Below are 19464 nucleotides of genomic sequence, written 5' to 3'. Positions count from 1 at the left end.
CGGTCCACTCCCTTCTCTATTTCTGACTTTTTCGGCTGAAAACCAGCTCTGCAAATGGGCCAAATTGTCTGAGGTTATCCAGTTGGTAAAAGCGCTGCCCTTCCTCTTGGGTAAAGAGGGGAACCCCCTTTCCTAGGATAAGGGGTGCTATCTGAATAATGAGGTGGTCGAAAAGATCCGCATCCAAGAGCGGTCCTACCAAGGAATTACCACCAATCACAAAGACATTTTTGCCTTTGTCAATCTGGCGAACAAAGTCCACCACATCCCCAGCTACTGGCTGGTAATTGCTAACAGGCAGGTGCCTATCATGCGTAAAGACATAGTTTTCCGTAGCTTGATAAAAACTTTCTACATCTTGCAAATCTTGGATTTCCTCAAAGGTCCGCTTGCCCATGATGGTGATATCCATTTGCCTGTAAAAATCATCATAGCCTGTATCCTCTACAGAACCAAGCTGATGCAGCCAGTCTATCCTGTGCTGGCTGTCTGCCAAGTAGCCATCCATGGTGATACAGCCGTAAAAATATACTGCCATTCTTGTAGTTACCTTTCTAGTTCCTTTGCTATTGTCAAAGCGATAGTGAAAAAAGTCATGGCATCAGCTGTCCGATCTTCATGGCGGGCATCCCAGGTTCGGTTATGATGATCCACATAGTCAGCTGTGTAGAAGAATTGATAGACCTTGGTCTTGCGAAATTGGCTCCAAGCCATGATAGCTGAAGCTTCCATGTCCACCACTTGGGCACCGGCAGCCAAGCGACGCTTGATCTTATCAGGCGTTTCCCGATAAAAGGCATCAGTCGTCCAAGACTTGGTGCGGATATGCTCGATGCAAGATTTGTTCAAGGCTCCTTCCATAGTTAAGAGCAAAGTTTCATCATAAGCTATCTCATCACTTGGAGGAGCGTAATGGTAACTTGTACCTTCATCACGTAGAGCTGAACTTGGTAGGATAATCTTATCTGCCTGAATAGACTGATCTAGAACTCCGCAAGAACCCAAAACAATAAAGTTCTTAAATCCTCTTGCTTTGAGTTCTTCTAAGAGACCTACAACCATTGGGGCTCCAATCGTAGCTATAGCAACTGCTACCTTTCTCCCATCTTTTTCATAGATATACCATGGAAGTCTGCCATTTAGATTGGTTAGATAGCCACCTTCGTAAATATCTTCAAACTGCTTTACTCGTTCAACGATTTCTCCATTAAAAGATAAAATAATCGTGTCACAGATTTCTCCACCACCACGAATACTTCGATCAGTTGGTTCGATAACAGCAGGTACATTTTCGAATTCTTCTAATAGCATTTTTCTACTCTTTCTCATTCAGATAAACTACCTGTGTCTGTTTGACAAAGCCGATTTTTTCATACAAGCGCTTGGCACCTACGTTGCTGTCCTCTACTGCAATCTGAAATTCCTTATCATTTTGCTCAATCAGTTGGTTGATAAGAGATTTTACGAAGTAGCTTCCATAGCCTTTTCCACGTTCAGGTTCCGATATTACCAAACCATAGAGGTAATTTGTATTAGTCGATAAATCTACCGTACAAGTTCCAATAACCTGACCGTCTTTTAATAAAATATATAGACGACTTTCTGGATCCTTCAGAGCTTCGGCGACATATCTATCCACAACTTCTCTCAATTCATGCTCCTCTGAAAATGCCTGAAATTTTAACTGGCTAATTTGCTCCTGATATGAACTATCTGCTAACAAAACTTCAAGATTGGAAAGTTTTGTTAACGGATAAGGTCTTCTATCCTTACCTAACCAGGTTTCTGTATCTTCATCCTCGACCAATCCCCAGTTGCTGACAAAATCAGGATGACGCTCTAGAAAAATACGTTCTGTCTGAAAAGTAACTGAACGAATAGGGAAAGAAGCCGTTTCTTTCTCAAAACTCGTAAACAAAGCACGCGCAATTCCCTGACGGCGATGATTTGGATGAACCAGTATCGTCACTTCCACATCTTGGTCATCAGCATAGACAGTTAATAGACCAACAAGTTCGCCTTTTTCATAATAAAGGAAAAAGGCGGGCATGTTTGGGTCAAAATTAAGCATGTTAGAAAGATAGGGATCACGATAAGTTCCATCATAGGCTTGGCAACAGTCAATTAGTTTTTTCGCTTCAAATAACTCTTCTTGGCTCAACTTATTTCTTGCTTGAATCATATAGGTATCCTCTACAACCCCGACGATCTGTGACTGGCTTCTTTAGCCTGCTCGAGTTTATTGACGTAGTACTCTCGTTTTTCTTCGACTTCGTGGATGATAGGCTCATCCTTCTGTCCATGAACGCGGACGATCTTAGCCGGAATACCGACAACTGTTACATCACTAGGTACATCTGCCACGACAACTGCTGCTGCACCGACTTTGGCATTTTCACCGATTTCTACTGGCCCGATAACTTGGGCATGGGCCGATATGAGAGCTCCTTTACGCACAGTCGGATGGCGTTTGCCACAGTCTTTCCCTGTCCCACCGAGAGTCACTCCGTGATAGAGAAGAACGCCTTTTTCAACAATCGCCGTCTCTCCAATCACCAGACCTGAACCATGGTCGATAAAAACACCTGAGTCAATCTGGGCACCCGGATGAATCTCGATTTGGGTCCAAAAGCGCCAAAACTGACTGTGCATCCGAGCCAGGAGTTTGAAGCCGTGCTTCCAGAGAAAATGCGAGAGACGGTGAGCCGCTAAGGCCTTGACACCTGGATAAGTCAGTAGAACCTCCAAAGTGGTGCGCGCCGCTGGATCATTTTCTTTTACAATATCAATGGTTTCGCGCCACCATCCCATACATTTCTCCTTTTCTTATTCTGAATCTTTTGGTGTTTCTGTAACTTCTTTCTTAGGTTTGTGGTCCTTGTGATGACGTGGACGGTGAGGTCTCTCAGACTTTTCGCCCTTTTCATCATGCTCAGGTTTTGGTGGACGAGGAAGAAGAGCTTTCATAGAGGCATCGATACGGCCTTTTTCATCAATCTTGATAACCTTAACATCAACTTCATCGCCGATAGCTACCAAGTCTTCTACACGGTTGGTACGAGTCCAAGCCATTTCAGAAATGTGCACAAGTGCATCTGTCTTATCAAAGAGGTTGACAAAGGCACCAAATTTCTCGATACGAACAACCTTGGCATGGTAAACTTCATCCACTCTAGCTTCACGAACCAAACCAGCAATGATTTCTTTTGTACGGTTAATGGCATCTTGGTCACTAGAGTAGATAGATACATTACCTTCCTCATCAATATCAATCTTAACGCCTGTTTCAGCGATAATCTTGTCGATGGTTTCTCCACCCTTACCGATGACAATCTTGATCTTGTCGACATCAATCTTGATGGTATCAATTTTCGGTGCAGTTGGAGCCAATTCTGGACGAACTTCTGGGATGGTTGCTTCGATGACATCAAGAATTTCAAAACGTGCTTTCTTTGCTTGAGCAAGAGCTTCTGTCAAGATTTCTGCAGTAATCCCTTGGATCTTGATATCCATTTGAAGGGCTGTAATCCCGTCACGAGTACCGGCAACCTTGAAGTCCATGTCTCCAAAGTGGTCTTCCAAACCTTGGATATCTGTCAATACTGTATAGTTATTTCCATCTGAGATAAGACCCATAGCAATCCCTGCTACTGGCGCCTTGATTGGCACACCACCAGCCATAAGGGCAAGAGTTCCCGCACAGATAGAGGCTTGAGATGAAGAACCGTTTGATTCTAATACTTCAGCTACCAAGCGAATCGCGTATGGGAATTCTTCCAAACTTGGCAAGACTTGAGCAAGGGCACGCTCACCAAGAGCACCGTGACCAATTTCACGACGACCAGGGGCTCCGTAACGACCTGTTTCCCCTACAGAGTATTGAGGGAAGTTATAGTGGTGCATAAAGCGTTTCTTGTACTCTGGGTCCAAACCATCGATGATTTGAGTTTCTCCCATCGGAGCCAAGGTCAGGACTGAAAGGGCTTGAGTTTGGCCACGAGTAAAGAGACCTGAACCGTGCACACGAGGTAAGAAGTCAACAACCGCATCCAAAGGACGGATTTCATCAACCTTACGACCATCAGGACGCACCTTATCTTCTGTGATCAAACGGCGCACTTCAGCGTGTTCCATTTGTTCCAAGATTTCAGCCACATCACGCATGATACGGTCAAATTCTTCGTGATCTGCATATTTTTCTTCATAAACAGCAGTCACTTGGTCTTTAACTGCTTGAGTTGCAGCTTCACGAGCCAATTTTTCTTCTACTTGAACCGCTTTTTGGAGGTCGCTGTTGTAAGCTGCAATGATTTCAGCTTGCAAGTCCGCATCCACATGAAGCAATTCCACTTCTGCTTTTTCCTTACCGACAGCAGCAACGATTTCTTCTTGGAAGGCAATCAATTCTTTGACTGCTTCATGCCCTTTGAGAAGAGCTTCCAACATGATTTCTTCTGACAATTCTTTGGCACCAGACTCAACCATGTTGATAGCGTGTTTGGTCCCAGCTACTGTCAATTCAAGAAGCGAACGCTCTGCTTGTTCTTGACTAGGGTTGATGATGATTTGGCCGTCAACATAGCCCACTTGTACCCCAGCAATTGGTCCGTCAAACGGAATATCTGAGATAGAAAGTGCCAAGGATGAACCAAACATAGCCGCCATTGGAGCAGACGCATTCTCATCGTATGAAAGCACTGTATTGATTACTTGTACTTCGTTACGGAAACCTTCCGCAAACATAGGACGGATCGGACGGTCAATCAAACGCGCTGTCAAAGTCGCATCTGTTGAAGGACGTCCTTCACGTTTCATAAAGCCACCAGGAAACTTCCCAGCCGCATACATTTTTTCTTCGTAGTTGACTTGAAGTGGGAAGAAATCCCCAGTTGCCATCTTCTTAGACATAACGGCCGCAGTCAAGACAGTTGACTCACCGTAACGCACGACAACAGAGCCATTTGCTTGCTTAGCAACCTGACCAGTCTCTACGATTAACTCACGACCCGCAAAAGTCGTTTGAAACACTTGTTTTGTCATTTTAATCCCCTTTGGATTGATGAAATTATACGCCTTGCCTACAAAGATCAAGATACTAAGGTCGCAAAAAGCAAAGTAAAAATAGGAAACTGGCGAAGTCTTCGATGAAGACAAGACAGTTTATCTTTTTTACACAGCTTTTCGGCCGAGTTCAATTTTCAAGATACTAAGCCGTTAAGCAACTCAAAGGAAAATAGGAAATCGAACGACGGAGCGACTGCTCCTAGATAGATTTATCTTTTTCCATAGAGTTGTAGGCGTGTTCAGTTACTCAAGATATTTTGGACATTTAAAGTTGAGTTTTTGCAACCTTAATAACTTAAATACCCTCATCTTTGTATCAAGTACGTACAGAGTCTATTTTATCATATTTTTCTTAAAAAGTGCGGGCTTTTCTATTAAAAAGGAACCATTCCCCCATGAAAAGAGGAATGGTTTGTTGTTTATTTTATTTAGCGAATTCTTTAGCTCTCACAACTGTCATTTTTCATTAAAAAGCAAGTAAATGACAAGCTGTCGTCTCAGTGGTTAAAGTAAGGTTAGTCTCGCTAACGTTACAGGCAAACTGAAAGACCAAGGCTTGCAGTTTAGCCATGAAATCGAAGATTTGCTGCGGCCTAACCACTTTAGACGAAGTGCTAAAAGAATCGATTATCCTAAAGACTGATGATTAAACAAGGCATGGGTTGCTTGGTGGATGTATTTTGCTGTTTCAGCATTGTTCATGGTGTAGAGATGCACACCTGCAACATCCTGGGTTACCAAGTCCACGATTTGATCCACTGCATAGGCAAGCCCTGCTGCTCTGAGCGACTCTGGGTCATGCTCATACTTGTCTAAGATGGCTTTAAATTTGCGTGGAAGATGGATATTCTCACAAGTCTTCAAGAGACGAAGCGCTTGGTTACGGTTAAGAATAGGCATGATTCCCGCATGAATGGGAACATCAATCCCTGCCAAGGTACACTTATCTTGGAAATCATAGAAGCGCTCATTGTCAAAGAAAAGCTGCGTTACGAGGCTTGAACAGCCTGCATCCACTTTCTTCTTGAGATTTTGAATATCCGAGATCTGGTTTGGTGAATCTGGATGTCCTTCTGGATAACAAGCACCAACAATATCAAAGTGAGGGGCTTGTTCCTTGATGAACTCAATCAAATCCGTTGCGTAGCGGAAATCCTTTTGCGGTTCCACATCAGGGATGATGTCCCCACGTAGAGCCAATATTTTTCGCACACCAACCTTGTCCAAGTCCGCAAGTGTCTCTGCAACCTTCTCCTTGGTCAGATAGATAGCTGGCAAGTGGGCAATAGTTGGAATCGCCAAGTCATTCTGGATAAAGTCAGCCAAACGAACCGTTGTTTCCTTGATATTGAATTTATTATTGCTGGCGGTCACACTGATAAAGTGCGGTGTCAGCTCCCGCATATCCTGCAAGGCTGAAATAATTTTATCATTACCCACAGCTGGGTTTGGAGGGAACACTTCAAATGAAAGTGACGGAGTTTGGCGTGACATAGTCATTATCCTTTTCTTTTTGATTTCATGATTGCTGAGCCAGCTTGGGCCAAGCAGTTCCTTGATCAGTCAGTGTCACGAGCGAAATCTTATCTTACAATTTCTCGCGCGCAGCTTTTGCTGCTTCGACAAGGCGGATCAAGCTTTCTTTTGTTTCTGGAATACCGCGTGTTTTCAAACCACAGTCAGGGTTGATCCAAACTTTCTTGCTTGGTACTTTGGCAAGGATAGCATCGATTGTGTGGTCGATTTCGCCTTCATTTGGCACACGAGGTGAGTGGATATCGTAAACCCCAGGTCCCACTTCTGTTTGGAAGTTTTTCGCTTTGAGTTCGTCCAAGATTTCAAGGTTTGAACGGCTTGCTTCAAAGGAAATAACGTCCGCATCCATGTTGTCGATGGCTGGGATGATATCTGTAAATTCTGAGTAACACATGTGGGTGTGGATTTGTGTGTCTGGCGCTACTGTTGAGTGTACCAAGCGGAAGGCAGGAATAGCCCAGTCAAGGTAGTCTTCGTACCAGTCGCTACGACGGAGTGGCAATTTCTCACGAAGAGCAGCTTCGTCGATTTGGATGATTTTCACACCTGCAGCTTCAAGGTCAAGAACTTCATCCTTGATAGCAAGGGCGATTTGAAGAGTTGAGTCCTTGATAGAGATGTCTTCACGTGGGAATGACCAGTTGAGGATGGTAACCGGTCCAGTCAACATCCCTTTGACAGGTTTGTCTGTACGGCTTTGAGCATAGCTAGACCATTTGACAGTGATTGGGTTAAGACGAGTCACATCACCCCAGATGATTGGTGGTTTCACCCCACGCATACCGTATGATTGTACCCAACCATTCTTAGAGAAGAGGTAACCTGACAAGTTTTGACCGAAGTACTCAACCATGTCGTTACGCTCGAACTCACCGTGTACCAGCACGTCAAATCCAACTTCTTCTTGCCATTTGATCCATTCGTCGATGGTTTCAGCAAGGAAGGCATCGTATTCTTCTTGGGTCAATTCACCCTTACGGAAGGCCAAGCGTTTGGCACGAACTTCCTTAGTTTGAGGGAATGAACCGATGGTTGTTGTTGGAAGAGCTGGAAGTTTGAAGGCTTCTTCTTGGATCGCTTCACGTTCTGCAAAGGCTGGCAAACGAGTGTAGTCTGCGTCAGTCAATCCAGCGATGCGCGCACGAAGTTCTGCATTTTCACCCACACGTTCAGTCGCAAAGAGTTCTTTATTAGCAGCAAGTGCTTCTGCGCCTTGACCATTGCGGATAGCATCCAAGTCACGAAGTTCTTCCAATTTTTCAACTGCAAAAGCAAAGTGGTTCAAGATAGCTGGTTCAAATTCTTCATTAGCTGTTGTAAATGGCACATGAAGAAGTGAGCATGAGCTTGTCAAAACAATGTTTTCAGCTGGGATTTGCTCAAGAACAGCCAAGCTCTTTTCATAGTTATTACGCCAGATATTTTTACCATTGACGATACCTGCATAGAGAGTCTTGTCAGCTGGGAAGCCACCTTTAACGAGTTCAAGAGTTTTCTTACCTTCAACGAAGTCAAGACCGATGGCATCAACTGGCAAGTTCACAAGGTCAGCGTAGACATCACGAACGTCACCGAAGTAAGTTTGAAGCAAGACTTCAAGACCTTTTTTATCAGCCAAAAGCTTATTGTAGATGTTCAAGAAGAGAGCTTTTTCTTCAGCTGTCAAGTCTTTTACAAGAGCAGCTTCGTCCAACTGGATGCGAGTCGCACCAAGTTCCGCCAATTTAGCAAAAACTTCTTGGTAAGCAGCTACAAAGCTATCTACGAAGTCTTCTGCTTTCACGCCTTCTTCAAAGTCTGACAATTGAAGGAAAGTGAATGGTCCTACAAGGACTGGACGAGTGTTGAGACCAAGTTCTTTTGCTTCTTGGAATTCGTCAAAGATCTTGTGACCTGCAAGTTTGACTTGAGTGTCTTTTTCAAATTTAGGTACGATGTAGTGGTAGTTGGTGTTAAACCATTTCTTCATCGGAAGGGCACGCACGTCCCCTTTTTCTCCTTGGTAACCACGAGCCAAAGCAAAGTAGCGCTCAAGGTCAGACAAGTCCAAGTTTTGAACAGAAGCAGGCACCACGTTGAAGAGGAAAGCTGCATCGAGGAAGTTGTCATAGTGAGAAAAGTCATTTGATGGGATTTCAGTGATGCCTTTTTCTTTGACAATGTTCCAGTGTTTAGCACGCAAATCTTTTGCTGCGGCAAGGAGTTCGTCTGCTGAGATTTCTTTTCTAAAGTATTTTTCAGTTGTAAATTTTAATTCGCGGAATTCGCCCAAACGAGGGAAACCGATGATTGTAGTTGACATGATGTGTCCTCCAAAATTTGTTGTTGAAACTATCTTAACAGAAAAGAATCTGTCTGTATAATTGTAAATAATTAGGCTTTGATATAGTTTGAAACTATATCACTCTTTTAGTCAAAAGAAAAAGACTTGAAACAAATGTCTCAAATCCTTTGTATAGCTTGTTTTATAGCTATATTTTAGTTAGAATGCTCAAACGAGCTATTTATGTTTCTTATAAGTGACTATGACTTGTTATTAGAAAAGACTATAGGTTGGTTTTCTTTTGTAATTCTGATATTTCCCTGAAAAAGTGCGGACGGGAGGTAAAATTGTTCTGTGGATGATTTTAGCCAACCAAGTAATCTCATCTCTATCAACTTTTTTCCTGTTCAAGTGGGACGACTGCTAGTGTCTTTCCTAAACTGGCTAAGACTTTTAAGACCGTATCCAACTGAGGACTAGTCTTTCCTGTCTCCATCCTAGCAATCACAGGCTGGCTCACTCCACTAAGTTCTTCTAGCTTTTTCTGGCTGATTCCTTGTTCATGTCTGGCCTCAATCAACTCACTCATGATAGCCACTCGCATATCACTTTCAAGGATTTCCTCCTTGGTAAAGAGTTCTAACCGGACATCCTTCCAGTTACTTCCAATAGCACTATTCTTCATCACTTAACCCTCTTTCTTTTAAGTCCTTCAGTTCACGCTTGGCTTTTTCAATTTCTCTCCTAGGAGTTTTCTGAGTTTTTTTGACAAAATGATGTAAGAGAACAAAACTCCCATCAAGCCACGCTACAAATAAAATCCTATCCTTAAGAGGTCTTAGTTCCCAAATCTCATCTTCCAAATGTTTGATATAGGGTTCACCAGTTCTAGTCCCATGCTGACTAAGCAACTCGATATAGTCGTTTAGTTTATTGAGTTTGATACGACTATCCTTACTCTTCTTTCTAGCCAATTCTCTCATATAATCTAAGACTGGCTCGTTTCCATTTTTGTCCTTATAGAAGTAAATCGTATGCACCAAGTAGCCTCTTTCTAATTCAATTATAACTCAAAAGTTATTAAAAGTAAATTCTAATCCCCATAAAAAGAAGACCTTAGAATCATTTTAAAGGTCTCATCTTTATTATTCGAAAAAATTACGAGAAGAGTTATAGTGTGGAGCTAATCCTGACTCTTACTCCAGCTCAATGCCTTTCTCTCGGAGATTATCTAAACACTCCTCATAGTATCCTGCGTCATGCTCACTGTAGATAGGATTGCCTAGCTTCTCCTCAGGCAAGTCTTCATAAGGAGGGCAGGTTTTGCCACGGTAGTTCTTGTCCAGCCACTCTGGACTGACATTATAGCCACGGTCAGCCATCTCCTCCATGATCAAGCGATGATAGGCATAGAGACGATAGGGCGAGTGAGTAAAGACATAGTCAACCGTCGCATGCTTTCTGCCCCATCCATTGCCACGCAGGGCGCAACACTCTCGATGTTGTCCCAAAAGTTGGGGACGGGGAAGTTGTGAAATCAAAGCCTCATGCCAAAGTCTCATGGGTGTCTCCTTTCAGTAAAGTCGAATGTTGCAAGTAGGTATTAGGATAGCGTTCCAGCAACTCTCTAGTCTTAGCAATCAAGTCTTCCTTGGAAGCCTGACCAAAGCGGTAGCGGTCCAGCAAGAGCATGTAGTCCTTGCGCTCAGCATCTGTCGCTTTCTTTTTGAAATAGCCCCAAATATGCTGAAAGGCATTGCAAACCTGACCTCTATGTTCCGGAATCTGGCAAGCACGGTCAATGAGGTTTTGAACATGGCTGACCTCCACCTGTTCATTCTTCAAGTATTGGCGAATGTCATTATAAATATTGCTGGAATGGCTCAAAACGAGGTATTTGTTTCTAGCCCAGAGTTGCTGACACTGGGATTTTTGGTTAGTTTCCATCTTTCTCCTTGTTTTCTATCAGTTTCCAGGAAATACGGAAACAAAAATTAATTTAATTTTTTTAAAAAATGAGCATGCGCTAACTATTTCTTGAATTATAAAATTAACAATACCATGGCATACAATGAGGGATTCCCCCATTCTTATAGGGGGTAACTTTCTCTTTACAATAATGGTAAAGTTCTGGGATTCTATTTTCATTTAAGTAGGATAATAATGTTTCTAAATCATCAAAAATTTCACCATTAAAATAAAACATAGGTAGTAATAAAGCATCTTCGTTTTCATTACGTGTGAACAATTCCAATGCCGAAAAGCCATCAGAATACCCCAGATCATAGTAAGCTCGTAAATACTCATTTTCACTCATTCTTTTGTTATATAAATACAAATANCTATGAACAACGTCATGAGTATAATTTGGCATTAATACTCTTCCTGATTTTTCATCAGCTATACATCTTTGAAAAGCATGTATCATACCATCTTGGTATGCAACTGTCAATAATAGTTCGGGATACTCTTGCAAAATTTCATGAAACTTTGCATCATCCATCCAACTTAAGTGTGCATTTATTAAAATTTCATTTGCTTCTTCTGCAAAACGATATACCATACTGTCAATCAGAGTTCCTTGATGAATAAGTTCATTTTTCAAAGACTTAACAAAAAATGTTCCATCAGTAATAATCGGAATTATATTTTTAGGGTGCTTCTCCAACCACTTTTCATCAATTGTAACTAAATAAAATTGATTTGCAAACTGTCCCAAATCATCTGAAAGAATCTCAATAATTTTATTCAAGTCTTCATCACCGAAAGAAAAACCTACAAAGACTACTGTTTTTGTTGATAAGATAGTTTTTAATCTATCCCCAATAGGTTTTGTTGACAATTTTTGATAGCAATTTTCATAGTCCTCCTCAGTTGCAATAATTGAACCTATATTTTTTATAGAACCATGAATTTTAAAAACCCTTTTATCAAATGTATCCCACAAAGCAACATCTTCATTATAAATAATTGGAAACATATCACAATTATCTTCAAACAAAGTATCCCAATTAGTTGTTATTACAGTTCCAATCTGCGGAATTCTAGCAACTTCTTTGTGAAATTCTGAAGCAATACCATATAGCTCCGGAAAATTTTCTATCATTTGAAATCTGTTATTTATCCTTTTAAATAGTTCTTTTCTACCATTTGCGACATTTTCACAAAACAAACTCATTAACTTAGAAAAGGATAGATTTTCATCTACTTCAATATGATTTTTATATTCCAACACATTTTTTATATCCGTATAAAATGAAGTAGGCATAACTTTTTTTGACTCCGTACTTATACCTGCACCACAGAATAATACTAAATCTCCCTTAATTGCTGCTTGAATGACATCATCAGGCAACGTAAAATCATTATCATTGTTACATTCTCTACACCCTTCTATAAATTTTCCTTTAATTTTTACCATCATTTCTACTCCACAATTTTGTCAAAATAACATCATCACTATTCGGTCTAATTATTTCTTCTTTATCTACTTTCACAAATACTGGAACTTGAATAGCATTACCAGTAATTATAACCTCTCCTTTACCTAAACTAGGAATTTTATTAAAGGAAGTTTTATCCAACGTAGGCATAGTATTTCCCAACATTCGTAAATCATTGTCATTAACCAATCTATGAATGAAATAATTATGAACTTGTGAAAGAATAGTCGGTGAAATATCTGCTGGTCGTTGACTAGATATAGTTAAGTAGAAACCAAATTTTCGCCCTTCCTTAATGATTTCCTCAAAAATATTCAATCTGTAGTCCTGCCAAGTATCTCCTACAGAATGATTTTGAGCATTTAAAATATTATGTGCTTCATCAATAATTAAATGACTAGTACATGTAACATCGTCTCGATTTATATTCTCTTTCTGTTTATCATAAACCATTTTTGAAATAAGCATTGGAATTAGTCTGGTAATCTCCTGATTAGCATGTACGAGATTAATAATATTTAGACTGGAAAAATCTCCATCAATACTCTCTTTAACTTCAACAACTTTTTTCAAACTATTTAGAGCTGTATCAATTCTATGAAATAAAGGATTAATATGCTCAATGTTTGTTGATTTCCAAGCTGATTGATGTACTTTTTGAAAATCAAGATGAAACTTCAATTTGTCAATTTCTGGGAGTGCGTCAAATTTATTACATAAAGCTTCTTCAATTTCATTAATTCGTAGATAATGTATTTCGGAGTTTTCTATTGGAGTATTCGCATTAATTATATAGCAATCTACACCGTTCCTCTTTGTAAAATAGGATTCATATGCAGAATTGTAATACAAATTACTTTTTAAGACAGTAAATAAATCACTGTTAATGTATTTCTCTGCAATCGATGTCCAATTATCTTTAGAATCCAAACTCGCAGAATTCCCAGTAGTTAAAATCTTTTTCAATGTTCCCACAACAAATCTTGCAATACTAGTACCATCAAATTTATTCTCCTCCCATATTTTAAGCGCTTTTCTCAAAAATGGCACTTGTGTAGCTATTGTTGCTCCAAATAGGATTGACAAAATATCAGGATCAAATAAATAATCTGAAGTGATTGGAATTTTATTATTGGTTTGATTTCTAGTATCTATATCAAACACCTTCTTATTTTCTGTGACATCAAAACTATCATCTTTTGTATATTCACCATTAAAATCAATAACATAGAATTTTGAAAGCTCTAAAATTTTTTCTCTATAGTCAGACCGAAATAATTCTAAAAATAACTTATGCAATGTATTTGATTTACCGCTACCAGTATTCCCAAAAACACCAATATGGGAGGCAAAAATTTTATTAATTGATAAAGGGATAACTTGACCTTCTAAGATTGATTTTCCAATAGAAATTGTCGGCTCAGACGTATTAATCCCATATATTAATTCTAAGTCTTTTTTTGAAGTAATACATACTTCATTACCAATCATAGGTACATATTGACTTGTTACTTGAAATTCACCTTTTTCAATAACACCTTTAGTCTTCAAATGAACAATTCGATTTATAGAATTCTTTGAAAATCGATTGTCAAATTCTGTACTTCGAATTGTATTTTGCTGATCAGCAACTTTCTCAGTAACAACCGAAGCGATGATTTTTACATTATTCTGCAAAATTGTCAAAAATGCACCAATTTTAGCACCTTGTAAAATATCTCCATACCATAAATACTCTGCATCATTAGATAGTTGATACATTCCAACTTGAGAAATATCACCGTCAACCCCTACAATTACACCTAATTTTTTCACATCACGATTCATTTTACTTCTTCATCCTCGATGATAAATAACTCTGTCAAACTACTAATATCAAAATTTCCACTTGTATTCAAAATGTTCTTATTTTCAGATTCTAAAGCAGTTGGTATCACTATCTGAAGATTCCTAGGAATATTATCAAGAGACAAATTATTCTTAATAACCTCAAAATCACTATCAGCATAGCAAAATATATAAATCATTAATTCTGGATTCTTTAAGGACCTCCTTACCATCTTTGCAATATGATCATCTTGAAACGAGAATCCTACAACAATTAATACTGATTGAGGTTTATCTAACTCTAGTTGGAATACTCTTAACATATCATGAAAATGATTGTTAAGATATGTTTCCTGTCCTTCAAGTCCGGTAGGCTTAACAACTACTGGTTGATCGACAACATACGGTCTTATTAAAATCTGATTATTTTCACCTTTTTCCCAATTCATAGACCCATGAGGTTTAATTAAAGAAATTGATGGAAGCTCATTTAAATAATTTTCATTTAATCCTCTATACGCCACACTTTTATTATAATTAGAACTATCTAACACTTTATGGAAATAACCGTTGCTCCCATCATTAAATATAAAGTTCTCATTTTTCATTAATAGATCCAAAGAATTTTCAATAAATAAATCATAATTTGTAGTAAAAATACTAACACTCTTTGAAACCGTTCTAGAATTTGAAGTGTAAAGCAATGTAATTACTTTTTCTAAAAACTTTACATATCGTTCCAATACAAAACCAATATTATTTTCAAAGGTATTGAAATTCTTCAGCTCAGTAAAATAATCTGTTGAATACAAAGTCTGTTTATCCATATTTTCAACAAAATACTTGATTCTATCATTATGTTCCCAAAGCAAAAAGGAACTCACTTTCCATATATGATTTTCTAAATTAGCATTTGCATCTTCTTTACTTACAGTCATACCTTTATCATCTTTTGAAAAGAACTTCATTAAAGGAATAGCTGGATTTGATACTCCTGAACCAATTAAAATATTCAAGTTTTTTGTTAGTATATTTCTTTTAAATTGTTCCACATTAAAAATTATATTTTCCATAGTATTTTCCTTTTATTAACCAACGATAGAAATACAACTATCTTTTTTTAACATAAAATGTAGACTAACATTATTTTTACACTTAGATTATATCATAGAACAGCAAAAAAACGCCTTTAGATAATAATATATCTAAAGACGTTTATTTTTATCCTGCTACTTGTTCTGCTTCTTCTACTTTAACTTTCTTATCCTTCTTACTCGAACCAGTCAATCGACGTTTACTATCTCGGATTGTATTGAGGTCCTTGAGGAGTTTGGTCAGGTGCTCTTTTTCTGGATAGGCTTCTGCGCTGGCTGCGGTATAGCGCATAAAGAGGTCGTAGATACTGGTTAGTTCGGTGCGGACTTGTCTGGTCTTGCCGACTTCCTTAGCAGACTTATGAGCACGCGCCTGACTTTCCACCTTATCATATTCCTCTTGCGCACTGATCACCGCCGTCAGCATAGGGGTTAGTCCTAGGCTAGTAACTGCCGTCTGGTAGGGTTCTTCGCTGAGCGTTTTGAGCAGACTCTTGATTTCTGCCGTTTCCACATCATTGCTATGCTTGGTGATATCCTTGTACTTGGCAAAGACTGGTTTCAAAGTCTCATGGGCTTCTTTGAGTTTGGTCTCCTTGATCTTAGCAAATCCTCGATGAAGAGTAAAGAGACCGACTAGGGCACTGTCACGATTGCGATCGACTTCGGTCAGGTTCGTCGCCTCTTTCTTTTCTACGATAGCTAGTTGAGCTTGGAAGTCTGCTAGCTTGCTCTTGAAGGAATCGAGATGCTTGCTATACATAGACTCGTCCTTATGTGCCTTAGCAAAAACTTCTAGTAGTTGACCCGTGTCTACCATGAGACTCTCAAACTCACGGTTGGTAAAGTTGGTATAGCTTAGCGGACGGATGGTAAATGTTTTTGTCATGATGATAACCTTTCTATTTAACGAATCATTTAGTTTTTTCTTTATCAAATAAAGACTGGATTAGTTCTGGAAGATAGACCTGTTTTTGATTTGTTTTTACAATGCTTCCTTGTCTATCAGGTTGAATCAAAGGTCTATCCTTTCCTACATAGACTTGAAGCAATACACAGACCAAAAATAGGAGTCCCCACAGAGGAAGGTCCGATAGGATACTCTCCTCATTTTCTTTATCTCTCTTCATCAGATTTTCTCCTTTAAGTTGATAAGAAAATTCTAACAAATAGCAAAGAACTTAGGACACTCATCCGCTCAACTGTCTGCTTTATCATCCCAACAGCACTTTTTCAATCTATTTCTTACTTTTACAGGAGAATTTAGTCATTTCCAAAACAAAAAATCTCTATCTGACTGGAAACATATCTGTCTGTCAGCTAGAGACTCTTACTATTTTTAGATTTTAATTTTTCTTGCTTTAGAATACATCTAAACTTTAGGAAAGAGGACTATTCGAAAGTTCGAAGACCTCAAAACTTTCTCAGATATACTATCCGAAGCTTAGAATGCTCATAAATTTATGTATTTCTTGCCATTCTAAGTTTAGAATGCATATAAGCTTTAGTAAATTCATATCTTCGAAACTTCGAATAGCTACCTCCCCTACTCCAACTGGCTTTTAACCTTCTTCTTAGTCAAGATACGGTCATTTTTGTTAGAGAGAGCTTTGATACGAGCTTCGAGAAGGATTTTCCGTCCGGCCTCTGTTCGTGTGTAGACGAGGTGATAGCGTCCGATAGTTGGCGTCAGAAAGTCAAGGAATTTCTGTGCTTCTTCCTTGCGCTTGTCAAAAAGGCTAGGCACGGCATAGTAAGGTGATTGACCTTGTAGGACTTTCTCTGCCTTCAAGAGATAGCGCTGGTTATCCACTGGAGCAAAGAACTCTCCCACAGTCTGCGCAAACAACTCCTTGTCCCTCATGCTTCCTCCCTTGAGATAGGCGAAAACCATATAGTTGTCCTTGTCCTCCTCTACCTGAACACGGGATTGATCGTCTATTAGATGCCCCGAATCTAGCAGAGCCTTTCGGATCTGCTCACCAAGGAATTGCATACGCCTATAGGGGCTTTTATAGAGGAGATAGCGTGATGTAGCAAAAGCTAGAAAGAGGAGACAGGCTGCCGTAAGCCACCAAACTCTAATCAGTCTCAATCTAAACAACAAGAACAATAAATCCACTGCTAGGAGCAACAAAGACATGCGAACCCATTTTAATGCATCAAACTGGAGCATGATTGGAATCTTCTGTTGTTGAGCAGCGACTTCAGTGACAATCTCAAATTGATCTGCCACTACGAGAGCATCTTGCCATTTTTTGCGCAAGCCTGCTCGATCCTTGGAGAGACTCTTAACTCGCTCATTATACTCGCTGATTTGCTTTTTCCTAAAGGGGGGCTTTGGAAAATCCAAACGATCCAAACCGGTCTCAATACTCTCCTGATTATAGGCCAAGCCAAGAAAATGCTCCATCCGTCGCGACAAGGTCTGCAGATCCTGATTGCTATCTAGCGTCGGTTCTTCTCCAGAGAGAGTAATGAGCGGCTCTGGTTGAATGGCTACCAAATGCCAGATATTGCTAGTCTTTTCTGGATGTCCTTGCCAGGTACGAATGGCACGTCCACGCATCTGATTACTCAGCATAAAGCTCCCCACAAAACTTCCAAGGATTAAAGAATTGACACAAGGGGCATCCCAACCCTCTCCGAGGAGAGATTTGGTTCCAACTAGGACTTGGATCCGACCGCGTTGGAAAAGTTCCGTCACCGCCACTACAATACCCTTAGCCGTACTAGGGAATCCCACCAGCACATAATCCTCTTGGTCTAACTGACCAATAGACGAAAAACTAAGATGAACCTGAGGCAAGAGTTCCTTCAACTCTGCTGCCACATTGGTGGGAAGAATAACGACACTCCCTGACAAGACAGCCAAAGATACAGATATCTCATGCTCCTGAGCTTTCCGACGAATACTTTCAAAATAAGTAAGAACCCCCAACTGAGAAATGGTTGCCTGATTATCTCCCAGATAGGTGGCAAAATCCTTGCGAATATAGTCAGCTAAGACGAGTTGTCGCAAATCCCGTCCCATACTCTTATACTCAGTCAGAAAAATATCTGCAATACCAGACAATTTCCCCAAAGACTGATTTAAAATCTTGTCCCTAGACTTGGACTTGACTAGAAAAACCTGTCGCTGTTCGATCAACCCCCGTGCTTTCAAATTGGATTCTAACTTTTCCCTAAATCCATTTGGATCCTCATACCAATCTGGAGTTTGATAGAGAACGCTCTGCAACAACAGCTCGAGCCAGTAGGAATTCACCTGAGGCAGACGTTTCGCCCCCAAAAGATTCTCTAAAGAGTCAGGAATGGTCAAGCCCTGAGAATGCATAAAGATTAAAATAGCCGACAAGTACTTAGGGTCTTCTAGTAGAACATCGGATGAAATGTCTCCTTTGAGTACCTTTGAACCTGACACTAGAGCTTGAAAGTCAGGATTTACCAAAAGCTGGTGGATATACTCCCACTTTCTATCTTCAAACAGCATGATGTGTTCCGACTCTTCAGCTGTTGGTGAACAGATATAGACAAAATCCTGATGAGGGCAAAGAGTGGCTTCCTTGACTAGTTCGGGTACCGTGATTTCTTGGTCAATTTCCCCACACATACGGATATAGCGTTCCCAGAGTTCAGGCTCGCTGTCATAAGGTGGTGTCGCTGTCAGGGAGATGACTTGCAGCTGTTCATACTGCTTGCGAAAGGCTTCCAGACTTTTCCACCATTCATTGCGCAGGTGGTGGCATTCGTCCAAGCAAAGAGTCGCAACTTTCTGGGCTTTTAGACTTGCAAGCAAATCAAATCCTACAAAATCCTCTACGTCTCCTTCTTCTTGTGATTGCAATTGGTTCATGGCGCTATGAAAAGCCTGATAGGTCACAATCGTTAGTGCCTTCATCTCCTTTAAGTTTTGGGAAACGAGATCTGAAATCTTCTGTTCGTTCTCTAAAAAGGCTGTTTGAATCCTGTCCACCCATTGTTCACGAATGGTGACAGTTGGAACCAAGATAAGGGCTGGATTGCCAAAACGAGCGATTAGCTCGATACCAATGGTGGTCTTGCCGGACCCTGGTGCCGCCACTAGGTGAACATGCCTATCTGCTTGATAGTCTTGAAAACGATCCAAGACCTGTTTTTGGTATTTTCTCCATCTTCCTTTAAAATTTAAATCTAACATTTCTTTCACCGTTATATCTCTTGACTTACTTCTTTAATTGTACCACACTTATATAAA

Annotated in this window: 17 protein-coding genes; all 17 read right to left on the bottom strand. The window is 40.0% G+C overall.

Annotated elements, in window-relative coordinates; genetic code table 11:
* Nucleotides 1-16: 16 nt before the first annotated feature.
* The 17 genes from D8852_RS00955 to D8852_RS00870 all read right to left on the bottom strand — a co-directional run bounded on the left by D8852_RS00955 (nucleotide 17) and on the right by D8852_RS00870 (nucleotide 19407).
* The gene (locus tag D8852_RS00955) at nucleotides 17-538 is read right to left on the bottom strand and encodes a dihydrofolate reductase family protein (RefSeq protein WP_125424703.1); all 522 of its coding nucleotides are present in this window, start codon (nucleotides 536-538) and stop codon (nucleotides 17-19) included.
* 8 nt (nucleotides 539-546) lie between these two features.
* Complete coding sequence (locus D8852_RS00950; RefSeq protein WP_125416349.1) at nucleotides 547-1311, bottom strand: nucleoside phosphorylase; 765 nt, start codon at nucleotides 1309-1311, stop codon at nucleotides 547-549.
* 4 nt (nucleotides 1312-1315) lie between these two features.
* The gene (locus D8852_RS00945; protein WP_125416351.1) at nucleotides 1316-2182 is read right to left on the bottom strand and encodes a GNAT family N-acetyltransferase; all 867 of its coding nucleotides are present in this window, start codon (nucleotides 2180-2182) and stop codon (nucleotides 1316-1318) included.
* Between the two features lie 11 nt (nucleotides 2183-2193).
* Complete coding sequence (cysE, locus tag D8852_RS00940) at nucleotides 2194-2811, bottom strand: serine O-acetyltransferase (RefSeq protein WP_125416353.1); 618 nt, start codon at nucleotides 2809-2811, stop codon at nucleotides 2194-2196.
* Nucleotides 2812-2826: 15 nt separating this feature from the next.
* Entirely contained in the window at nucleotides 2827-5040 is a 2214-nt protein-coding gene (gene pnp, locus D8852_RS00935) for a polyribonucleotide nucleotidyltransferase (RefSeq protein ID WP_125424702.1), read from the bottom strand.
* Nucleotides 5041-5691: 651 nt separating this feature from the next.
* Nucleotides 5692-6558, bottom strand: a complete 867-nt coding sequence (metF, locus tag D8852_RS00925) for a methylenetetrahydrofolate reductase [NAD(P)H] (RefSeq protein WP_049479138.1) — start codon at nucleotides 6556-6558, stop codon at nucleotides 5692-5694.
* A gap of 94 nt (nucleotides 6559-6652) precedes the next feature.
* Complete coding sequence (metE, locus tag D8852_RS00920; RefSeq protein WP_125424701.1) at nucleotides 6653-8902, bottom strand: 5-methyltetrahydropteroyltriglutamate--homocysteine S-methyltransferase; 2250 nt, start codon at nucleotides 8900-8902, stop codon at nucleotides 6653-6655.
* Nucleotides 8903-9254: 352 nt separating this feature from the next.
* Nucleotides 9255-9548: a helix-turn-helix domain-containing protein gene (locus tag D8852_RS00915; RefSeq protein WP_000797742.1), complete on the bottom strand. Its 294-nt coding sequence runs from the start codon at nucleotides 9546-9548 to the stop codon at nucleotides 9255-9257.
* Complete coding sequence (locus D8852_RS00910) at nucleotides 9538-9903, bottom strand: type II toxin-antitoxin system RelE/ParE family toxin (protein ID WP_125424700.1); 366 nt, start codon at nucleotides 9901-9903, stop codon at nucleotides 9538-9540. The genes D8852_RS00915 and D8852_RS00910 overlap by 11 nt, the downstream gene beginning before the upstream one ends.
* A gap of 156 nt (nucleotides 9904-10059) precedes the next feature.
* On the bottom strand, nucleotides 10060-10425 hold the full coding sequence (locus D8852_RS00905) for a TIGR02328 family protein (protein ID WP_125424699.1): 366 nt from the start codon (nucleotides 10423-10425) through the stop codon (nucleotides 10060-10062).
* A complete protein-coding gene (locus D8852_RS00900) occupies nucleotides 10409-10810 on the bottom strand; it encodes a YbgA family protein (RefSeq protein ID WP_125424698.1) in 402 nt (133 codons plus the stop codon). Before D8852_RS00900 ends, D8852_RS00905 begins: the two co-directional genes overlap by 17 nt.
* Nucleotides 10811-10913: 103 nt before the next feature.
* A complete protein-coding gene (locus D8852_RS00895) occupies nucleotides 10914-12287 on the bottom strand; it encodes an SIR2 family protein (RefSeq protein ID WP_260467085.1) in 1374 nt (457 codons plus the stop codon).
* Nucleotides 12271-14133 (bottom strand): ATP-binding protein, encoded by a 1863-nt coding sequence (locus D8852_RS00890; protein ID WP_125424697.1) that lies wholly within the window; start codon nucleotides 14131-14133, stop codon nucleotides 12271-12273. The genes D8852_RS00895 and D8852_RS00890 overlap by 17 nt, the downstream gene beginning before the upstream one ends.
* Nucleotides 14130-15206 (bottom strand): SIR2 family protein, encoded by a 1077-nt coding sequence (locus D8852_RS00885; RefSeq protein WP_125424696.1) that lies wholly within the window; start codon nucleotides 15204-15206, stop codon nucleotides 14130-14132. The genes D8852_RS00890 and D8852_RS00885 overlap by 4 nt, the downstream gene beginning before the upstream one ends.
* Before the next feature lie 148 nt (nucleotides 15207-15354).
* Entirely contained in the window at nucleotides 15355-16116 is a 762-nt protein-coding gene (locus D8852_RS09995; protein ID WP_185755558.1) for a DUF6261 family protein, read from the bottom strand.
* 25 nt (nucleotides 16117-16141) lie between these two features.
* On the bottom strand, nucleotides 16142-16357 hold the full coding sequence (locus D8852_RS00875) for a hypothetical protein (protein ID WP_070528942.1): 216 nt from the start codon (nucleotides 16355-16357) through the stop codon (nucleotides 16142-16144).
* Between the two features lie 416 nt (nucleotides 16358-16773).
* Entirely contained in the window at nucleotides 16774-19407 is a 2634-nt protein-coding gene (locus D8852_RS00870; RefSeq protein ID WP_125424695.1) for a DEAD/DEAH box helicase family protein, read from the bottom strand.
* Nucleotides 19408-19464 lie beyond the last annotated feature (57 nt).

This window comes from Streptococcus mitis, from assembly GCF_003942695.1.
In the GTDB taxonomy this organism is placed as follows: Bacteria; Bacillota; Bacilli; order Lactobacillales; family Streptococcaceae; genus Streptococcus; species Streptococcus mitis_BD.
Note: the sequence above shows the minus strand (reverse complement) of the source record. Positions and strands in the feature narration are given on the sequence as shown.

What these genes read in the sequence shown, in the direction of transcription:
- D8852_RS00955 (WP_125424703.1), bottom strand. Translation starts at nt 538, where the DNA reads ATGGCAGTATATTTTTACGGCTGTATCACCATGGATGGCTACTTGGCA.
- metE (WP_125424701.1), bottom strand. Translation starts at nt 8,902, where the DNA reads ATGTCAACTACAATCATCGGTTTCCCTCGTTTGGGCGAATTCCGCGAA.
- D8852_RS00905 (WP_125424699.1), bottom strand. Translation starts at nt 10,425, where the DNA reads ATGAGACTTTGGCATGAGGCTTTGATTTCACAACTTCCCCGTCCCCAA.
- D8852_RS00945 (WP_125416351.1), bottom strand. Translation starts at nt 2,182, where the DNA reads ATGATTCAAGCAAGAAATAAGTTGAGCCAAGAAGAGTTATTTGAAGCG.
- D8852_RS00875 (WP_070528942.1), bottom strand. Translation starts at nt 16,357, where the DNA reads ATGAAGAGAGATAAAGAAAATGAGGAGAGTATCCTATCGGACCTTCCT.
- cysE (WP_125416353.1), bottom strand. Translation starts at nt 2,811, where the DNA reads ATGGGATGGTGGCGCGAAACCATTGATATTGTAAAAGAAAATGATCCA.
- D8852_RS00870 (WP_125424695.1), bottom strand. Translation starts at nt 19,407, where the DNA reads ATGTTAGATTTAAATTTTAAAGGAAGATGGAGAAAATACCAAAAACAG.
- metF (WP_049479138.1), bottom strand. Translation starts at nt 6,558, where the DNA reads ATGTCACGCCAAACTCCGTCACTTTCATTTGAAGTGTTCCCTCCAAAC.
- pnp (WP_125424702.1), bottom strand. Translation starts at nt 5,040, where the DNA reads ATGACAAAACAAGTGTTTCAAACGACTTTTGCGGGTCGTGAGTTAATC.
- D8852_RS09995 (WP_185755558.1), bottom strand. Translation starts at nt 16,116, where the DNA reads ATGACAAAAACATTTACCATCCGTCCGCTAAGCTATACCAACTTTACC.
- D8852_RS00950 (WP_125416349.1), bottom strand. Translation starts at nt 1,311, where the DNA reads ATGCTATTAGAAGAATTCGAAAATGTACCTGCTGTTATCGAACCAACT.
- D8852_RS00900 (WP_125424698.1), bottom strand. Translation starts at nt 10,810, where the DNA reads ATGGAAACTAACCAAAAATCCCAGTGTCAGCAACTCTGGGCTAGAAAC.
- D8852_RS00890 (WP_125424697.1), bottom strand. Translation starts at nt 14,133, where the DNA reads ATGAATCGTGATGTGAAAAAATTAGGTGTAATTGTAGGGGTTGACGGT.
- D8852_RS00915 (WP_000797742.1), bottom strand. Translation starts at nt 9,548, where the DNA reads ATGAAGAATAGTGCTATTGGAAGTAACTGGAAGGATGTCCGGTTAGAA.
- D8852_RS00885 (WP_125424696.1), bottom strand. Translation starts at nt 15,206, where the DNA reads ATGGAAAATATAATTTTTAATGTGGAACAATTTAAAAGAAATATACTA.